Genomic DNA, 8,045 nt, shown 5'->3' on the forward strand with positions numbered 1-8,045 from the left:
TGAAAAAGCCTAAGAAAGAAATGAAAAAAAAGCCTAAACAAAAATTCTTAAACTTTGTATTAGCAATCATATCCCTAATAATGGCCTTGTTCATTGGAGAATTGGTTTTCAAAGCCGTTTTGGGTGAAAAAATGGCCCTATTTCCTAGATATCATACAGATGCAAAATATGGGAAGTTTACACTAAGAAAAATTAAGCCCAATTTTACTTTTAAACACCAAAGTCCTGATGGAGTTTTTAGGTTTAAAACCAACAACAAAGGTTTTAGAAATAACTATGATGTTACATATGACCCTCCTATAAACACACTACGGGTAATCAGTATTGGTGATTCTCACACCCAGGGTTATGAAGTAAATCAAGAAGAGACATTTTCTTTTATTTGTGAGCAGAGGTTAAACAAATTTGGGTTAAAAGCTCAAGTTCTGAATGCGGGTGTTTCTGGATTTAGCACGGCAGAAGAACTGGCTTTTCTGGAAAATGAAGGAATAAAATATAAACCTGATTATGTGATCTTGGGCTTCTATCAAAATGATTTTGAGGATAATATAAAAAGTGGGCTTTTCAAGTTGGAAAATGGCTCTCTTCGGACAGTGAAAACAAAACATTTACCAGGGATAAGGATCCAAAATACGATTTATAAGTTTAAAGTATTTAAATTTTTAGGTGAGAACTCTTACATGTATGCCTTTGCATTTAATTCTGTTTGGAACTTTTTCAAAAAACGCCTGGCCAAGAAAGACAAGGGAAAACTTCAGGTTGAATATGCAATACCAACGAAGGAGGTATCACAAGCTGAAATGGACTTGCAAATTGCTTTAATCAAAAGGATGTTTAACTTTTGCCAAAAAAATAATATTCAATTGATCATACTTGATATACCTACATACGAACTGGAATCATCAGTGGGTAGGGAGTTTTTGCCCATGATCAGAAATTACTGCCATAAACTTCTTACATATGATGATCTGGCCGATAAATATGATAAATTATCTAGGGTTCATGTACCCAATGGTCATCGGCATATTTCCTCAGAAACTCATTTTTTGTTGGGGACAGAAGCGGCAGATTTTATTTTAAGTGACCAATTAAAACAGAACCAATCTTTTAGTTTAAGAACTCTTTCCGAAAAGGACTAGACAATAAAAATGCCCTATTAATGACAGAGTTTACCCAGACCGTTAGAAATTTCCTTTGTAAATATTGTTAGAAATGAATTTAAAGAGCTTTATGGACGAATTTGTTTTTTCATTTCTATAATAGGTGCTTTGCTTTTTCTTGGAATGGGTAGCATAATAAAAGTCAGTAAAACTTAATCTTATAATAAAACAAAAATATTGTAGGGTCCTCCTGAATTAGAAAAGACAATTGTAAAAAATGAATTCTCTTTTACCAGGGATATATTATTTCAAATGGTTAAACACTTTTATGGAAACAGGGAAAAATAAATTTATACGACTAACCCATTTTCGCAGATATTATGCCATGGAAGGAATTCCTAAATTTTTTTATAGAAAAGCAAACCCTTGAAAAACATTTTCTCTTTTAGTCTGTTCATGATTACGGAAGTCTCAACATCTTAAAATTCCCATGAAATGGACCAAAATTTCATATTGAAAAATTTATTGTTCTCTGTTGCAACTTTACCTTTAAAGCTTAGAAATGGATTAATTGAATTTAATTAAAACACTTAATAAAATTCCTTGTTTCATTAAGTAAACAGGTTGAAAATTCTTTCTATAATCTTCTTTCAAAAATAATAATCTTAGGTAAAATCTTTCTAAGCGAGCTCATTGATGTATTTCCAATTCTATACGAATAAAAACCCCTAACTATCTTAATAAAATTATGAAACAATGAATTCTCTAAAAGATTGATTAGGTAGATAAATTTACTAGATCAATCATGAAGCTTTTCTTATGTTTTAAAATTAACCAGGAATTAAAATCCAGGAAAGGGCTCATTATGGCTTAAGCTTTTGGGAGGAATAACATAAAGGTTTATCTAATCATTAATGGGAAGCATACAACCCATTTTCATTATGATTTTCTTTTAGTACAAGAGGAAATTTTAACACTACGAATGGTAGCATTCTTGTAGCTTACGGCCCAGCCGTTAGACAGCTTGATCTTTTCTAAATCTATAAAAAATCATTCTTTAACCCTTTAAATAAGTTTGCCCATGAAAAACACTTTCCAAAAATCCTTTGCCCAAATTTTCTCTGGATTTACTTAGTTGATGTAATTGTCCTGTTTTAATAACCACCTATCAGAAATTGGAATGAAACAATTCTAATCCCAGTAGAATCTGTAAATCCTTAATTCCTTGAATAATGAAAAACTTAAAAAAATTAATTTTATCGGCTTTCGCCATCTGTTTGGTAACAACTCCAAATTGGGCGCAAGTAGGACATTATAATGGTTTAGCCCTTGGAGGATCCTCCTATTTATCCTCCGAATTCCTAGATTATGGATGGGACCAAGCTTCTAAAGAACAACACAGAAAAGGAAAGTCATTTATACGTCAATTAAATGCTGCAGCGGTAATTCAATTGGGTAAAGGTCAAACGGCAACTGTTACTCAAACGAATATGGCTTTAAGGGGCAGTAAAACAATACGTCAAGCTAACTTGGCTTTTATTGCTCAAATTAGAGGAAAGCATAATACAGCAACTATAACCCAGACCAACACCGTTTCAAATGTAAAAAATGTAAAGCAGGCCAATGTAGCTGCTATTCTTCAACTAAAAGGAAATGGCAATACGGCAACCATTACCCAAACCAACACAGCCACAAATGTAAATAATGTTAATCAGTTAAATGTAGCTCATATTGCTCAAATTAGTGGTAACAACAATACAGCCACCATTACCCAGACCAATACGGCCAATCGGGTGGGAAAGCATGTTAATCAAGCCAATATAGCTGCTATTACTCAAATAAAAGGAAAAAATAATACAGCAACTATAACCCAGACCAATACCGCTACCAGGTTAAACATTGTTAATCAGTTAAATGTAGCTCGTATTGCTCAAATTAGAGGAAAAAATAATACAGCGACTATCACTCAAACCAATACAGCTACCAGGGGAAGATACATAAGTCAGGCTAATTTAGCTTCTATTTTCCAGGCAGGAGGAAAGAACAATACTGCTACCGTTACGCAAACCAATACGGCTATGAGGGCCAAAGGTGTACACCAGTTAAATGCAGCCGCTGTTGCCATGATTGGTGGACATGATAATACGGTTACAGTGACACAAACTAATACCGCCACCAGAACTCGAGGAGTTAGACAACTCAATGCAGCTAAGGCAGCGGTTATTGGAGGCCATGAGAACACCATTACTATTACTCAAACAAACCAAGCAGTTAGAGCCAGGGGTATTCATGAATTAAATGCAGCTGCTGCTTTTGTAAAAGGCTCTCATAACACTGTTACGGTCACCCAAACCAATAAAAACGTAGATCGAAAAGCTGCTGATGCCAACCGTGCTTTAGCTGTGATAGGAAAGGGAGCCGACTATAACACCATAACTATTACCCAAACCAATAAGGATGGTAAATTAAGTGGAAAGTCTAATAATGCAATAGCTCTTATCGGAAAGGGTTCTTCTAATAATACCATTACCATAACTCAGACCAATAAAGGAGATGTGTTTGGTGGAGCCCAAGCCAATGCAGCTGCAGCTATCACTTTTGGTAAATGTAATACTATTACCATTACGCAGACCAATATGTCTGACCTTCATAGTGGACAGGCTAATGCGGCTTTTGTATTCTCTAAGGGAAGTTATAATACGGCTACCGTTACTCAAACTAATAATGTACGGTAGATGACATTTTATAAAATAGGTTTTATTAGGTGGTAAAGTTGATTAGGTTAAAAGCAGTGCACTCCAACAAGTTGCACTGCCTTTTTTTAAACTCAGTTTCCAATCCGATCGTCAAGGTATAGGGTTAGAATTTTGAGGAGTATTATGTGGAAGCAATTTGAATTATTTTGACTGTCCCACAGCGTTTTTCCCTTTAACATTCTAGATAAGTTGCCAGATATAATTCCATGGATAACACATGATAAGCGATCCACTTTTTAATTGATCCGGTGAATCTTTTTAATGGTGTTCTTTCAAAAACATATTTCACCAGATATCAAAGGTTTAACATTGTACCCCAATATAGAAAATCATTTTGCTTGTTCCCATAAGGGAATAATGAAGCTTTCTTCTTTGATATTCTTTGTTTTGGATTCATAACCCTTAATAAACTCTCTAATTTATATCTATAATGGCCTTTATCTGGGAGAGTATAGTACAACTGATGCATAAAATAGGAGGGATCGAAAGATAACTATCCATCTCTACTAAAATAAAAAATGGGTACCTCTTTTTCATCGTCAAAATGTATATTATCAATCCAAATGTCGAGATGTAGATGTAATAGTATCTTGTCTTATTTCTTCTATCTAAACCTTTTAAAATTCAAGTATCAAGGCATTTGTTGTCTCTTCCACAGAACTCTTTTCATCAGAAAGATCCGTAAAAAAGTGTTTTGTGCATTCCAAGGAGTCTATTAGAAAGCTTTTTGTAAAGTAGGTGATTTTGTCCAGTTTGAAATTCTCTGTCAGCGGGTGAATTTTAGCAATGGAAACCCAATATTATAGCGAATCTCTGCTGTGAAATTTGAATATTGAGAATTAGAAAATGTCTGGCACATAAAGGTTGATTTTTTAGAAAGTATAGTCTTTAAGTCTTGAAATATAAGTTTAAACAATTTTTTTCTGTATGTAAAAGGGTTTTATTACGAGTACAAAAATTATAGGATTTATCCGTTATAAGGAGGTTAAATATTAAAAAAAGATTTAAATTGACTCTATTTTAAATTTAACTTCATTTATACTCAAAAAAACAAAAAAGCATGAAGTACTTTAGTTTACTTTTTGTCTTTTGCCTTGTGCTCATAGCTGCCTGTACGGCACCTGAAAAAGAAAAGGCTGAAGGCAATGAAAAGATTATTCCATACCCTATCCATCAAAACAAAATGGAAAATGGGTTGAATGTAGTCACTGTGGAATACCCAAGCCCAGGGCTGGCCTCCTTTTACATAGTGGTGAGAGCAGGATCTAGAGAAGAAATTGAAAAGGGTAAAACTGGATTTGCGCATTTCTTTGAACACATGATGTTCCGAGGTACGGAGAAATACTCCAAAGAACAATACCAGGAAATTTTAAAATCCATTGGAGCAGCAGCAAATGCAAATACTTGGCTAGATCGAACAGTTTACCACATGACTGGAAATGCCAATATGCTGGAGAAAATGTTTGAGATAGAAGCCGATCGTTTTCAATTCTTAAAGTACTCTGAGCATGATTTTAAAACAGAAGCGGGAGCCGTAAAGGGAGAGTATACCAAAAGTTCTGCCAGCCCATACAGCCAATTGAGGGAAGCTACGGTGAATGCTGCTTTTGACCAGCATACTTATAAACATACTACTATTGGTTTTTGGGATGACGTGGTGGATATGCCCAATCAATATGATTACTCACTGGAATTCTTCCAGCGGTTTTATAAGCCTGAATATGCCACTATTCTGGTTGTTGGTGATGTAAGCCCGGAAACAGTTAATTCCCTTTCCGAAAAATATTTTGGTCAGTGGGAAAGAGGTAGCTACAAAGCTGAAATTCCTTCTGAGCCTGAGCAAACTGAAACTCGTTTCGCCCATGTACAAAATGCCAATTTCCCAGCCTATTTAAGCCTGAACTATAAAAGCCCTGCTTATAACGATCAAGATAAGGAAGTTGCTGCCTTGGATATAATCGCTACCCTACTTTTTTCAGAAAGATCTGATCTATATAAAAAGTTGGTTGTTGAAGAGCAAAAATTACGTTCATTGAATGGAGGTTATTTCTTTACTCGAGATCCTTATTTGTTTTCTGCTAGCGCTTCTTTTGTGAATGAAGAGGACATGCAATATGTAAAAGCTGAGATAGAAAAGGCTTTGGAAGAAGTAAAAACTAATCCTGTGGATGCTAAACTATTAGCAGAAACTAAATCTCGTATCAAATATAGTTTTGCCATGGATATGGATAGTCCTTCAAATATTGCAGAAGCACTTTCCTATGCAATTTGGGTGAGTGGAGACCCTGAGTCTTTTAACCAACTGTATGATACCTTCCAAAGTGTAACTGCCGAAGATATAATGAACACCGCAAAGAAATATTTTGTACCTGAAAAAATGACTGTCGCTACCATTTCATCCCAAGAGAAAGGAGGACTTAACTAATGAAAAAGTTTAAATATACCCTGTCTTTTTTCTGTGCCCTTTTTCTGATGGCAATCTCGGTCTCAGGGCAAGAAATTGTGGAGTTAAAAAAACCGCTCTCCAACAAGATCGTTATTAAATTAATGTTCAAAAATGGCTCCATTACTGATCCTGATGGAAAAGAAGGACTTACCTTTTTAACATCTAACTTGATGACGGATGGAGGGACAGCTGAATTAACCAAAAGCCAAATCGATGATAAGATTTACCCGATGGCAGCTTCTTACTGGAGTTTAACAGATAAAGAAGTAAGTACTTTTACATTTGAGGTACCAAAAGATTATTTGGAGGAATTTTATCCTATTTTACGGGACTTAATGGTGAGCCCTTCGTTTAGCGAGGAGGATTTTAATCGTTTAAAATCAAATCAGTTAAACTATGTAGAGCAGGTTGTTCGGGCCTCTTCTGATGAAGAGTACAGTAAAAAGGCATTGGAAGATTTCTTGTTCAGAGGTACTAATTTCCAACATATGAAACAAGGAACGGCTTCTAGTGTAAAGGCCATTACCTTAGATGATGTAAAAGCCCATTATAATAAATGGTTCAACCGTCATAACTTTACCATTGGAATTGCCGGAAACTACTCTCAGGATTTTCTTAATAAGCTGAAAGCGGATATGAACAAACTTTCTGATGAAAATCCGGAAATGATCGTACCAGGAAAAGCAGAGATGCCTGATGGTATGAGAGTAGAGATTGTTTCAAAGAAAAATGCCCTTGGATCAGCCATCTTTACAGGGTTTCCATTGGAAATAACAAGAGCAAATGACGACTTTGCTGCCATGATGATTGCCAACTCTTGGATGGGAGAGCACAGAAAGTCTTACAGCCGGCTTTATCAAAAGATCCGTCAGACAAGATCCATGAATTATGGTGATTATACCTACATTGAGTGGTACGAGCAGGGGGGAAGTTATCAATTGCCATTAAGTGGGGTGCCTCGTTCCTCAAACTATACCTCTATATGGATTAGACCGGTACAAATTGCTGAAAGCCTGCAACAACAATATCCTGAGTTGAAGGAAATTAAAGTGGGGCATGCCCATTTTGCACTTCGTATGGCTATTCGAGAAATGGATTTGCTGATCGCCAATGGATTGAGCCAGGAAGATTTTGAGTTGACTAAAAAATTTCTGAGAAGTTATATAAAACTTTATATTCAAACTCCTGAAAAAGAGTTGGGCTTTCTGATGGATTCTCGCTTTTATGGTCGCCAGGATTACATCAAAGAAATAGATGCTCTGCTAGCCAAAGTAACATTAGATGAGGTGAACCAAGCGATTAAAAAGTATTGGCAAACCGATAATATGTGTGTTACCATTATTACTGATGACAGTGAGGCAAAACCATTGGCTGAAAGCATCCGAAAAAACTTACCTTCTCCTATGAGCTATTCACAATTAGTAAAAGAAGGATTAGGAAAAGAAATTTTGCAAGAGGATGATGAGGTAGCTAAATACCCATTAAATGTGAAAGAGGTTGTGATTATTAACGATGCCGATACCTTTTCTAAAACAGATGGGGTAGTGGCGAAGAATAAATAGTCAGATAGGGAAGCGATGATTTTGTTTCTCTGAATTTCAAGAAAATTTTTAATCATGCTCTAAGTAAAGAAAAAGGTCCAGACATTTTAGCTGGGCCTTTTGTTTTGCTAGTTGGTAAACTTTAATTCTTTCTTCCTACTATAAAATACCGGGGAAGTCCTGGAGATAGATTTACGGTTTC

General features: G+C 35.5%; 3 protein-coding genes and 2 pseudogenes. All 5 read left to right on the forward strand.

The features are described 5' to 3' along the window. The coding region (locus tag E1171_RS12840; RefSeq protein ID WP_222931492.1) for an SGNH/GDSL hydrolase family protein at nucleotides 1–1,139 on the forward strand (1,139 nt) is incomplete at its 5' end. A gap of 1,193 nt (nucleotides 1,140–2,332) precedes the next feature. Beyond that, a complete protein-coding gene (locus E1171_RS12845) occupies nucleotides 2,333–3,835 on the forward strand; it encodes a hypothetical protein (RefSeq protein WP_155206409.1) in 1,503 nt (500 codons plus the stop codon). A gap of 1,204 nt (nucleotides 3,836–5,039) precedes the next feature. Then, nucleotides 5,040–5,483: pseudogene (locus E1171_RS24955) on the forward strand (M16 family metallopeptidase); the annotation flags it as partial. 72 nt (nucleotides 5,484–5,555) lie between these two features. Beyond that, a pseudogene (locus tag E1171_RS24960) lies at nucleotides 5,556–6,281 on the forward strand (M16 family metallopeptidase); the annotation flags it as partial. Next, a complete protein-coding gene (locus E1171_RS12855; RefSeq protein WP_155206411.1) occupies nucleotides 6,281–7,864 on the forward strand; it encodes a M16 family metallopeptidase in 1,584 nt (527 codons plus the stop codon). The pseudogene E1171_RS24960 and the gene E1171_RS12855, both read left to right, overlap by 1 nt. Nucleotides 7,865–8,045: the final 181 nt, after the last annotated feature.

It is taken from the genome of Xanthovirga aplysinae, from assembly GCF_009711365.1.
GTDB lineage: Bacteria > Bacteroidota > Bacteroidia > Cytophagales > Cyclobacteriaceae > Xanthovirga > Xanthovirga aplysinae.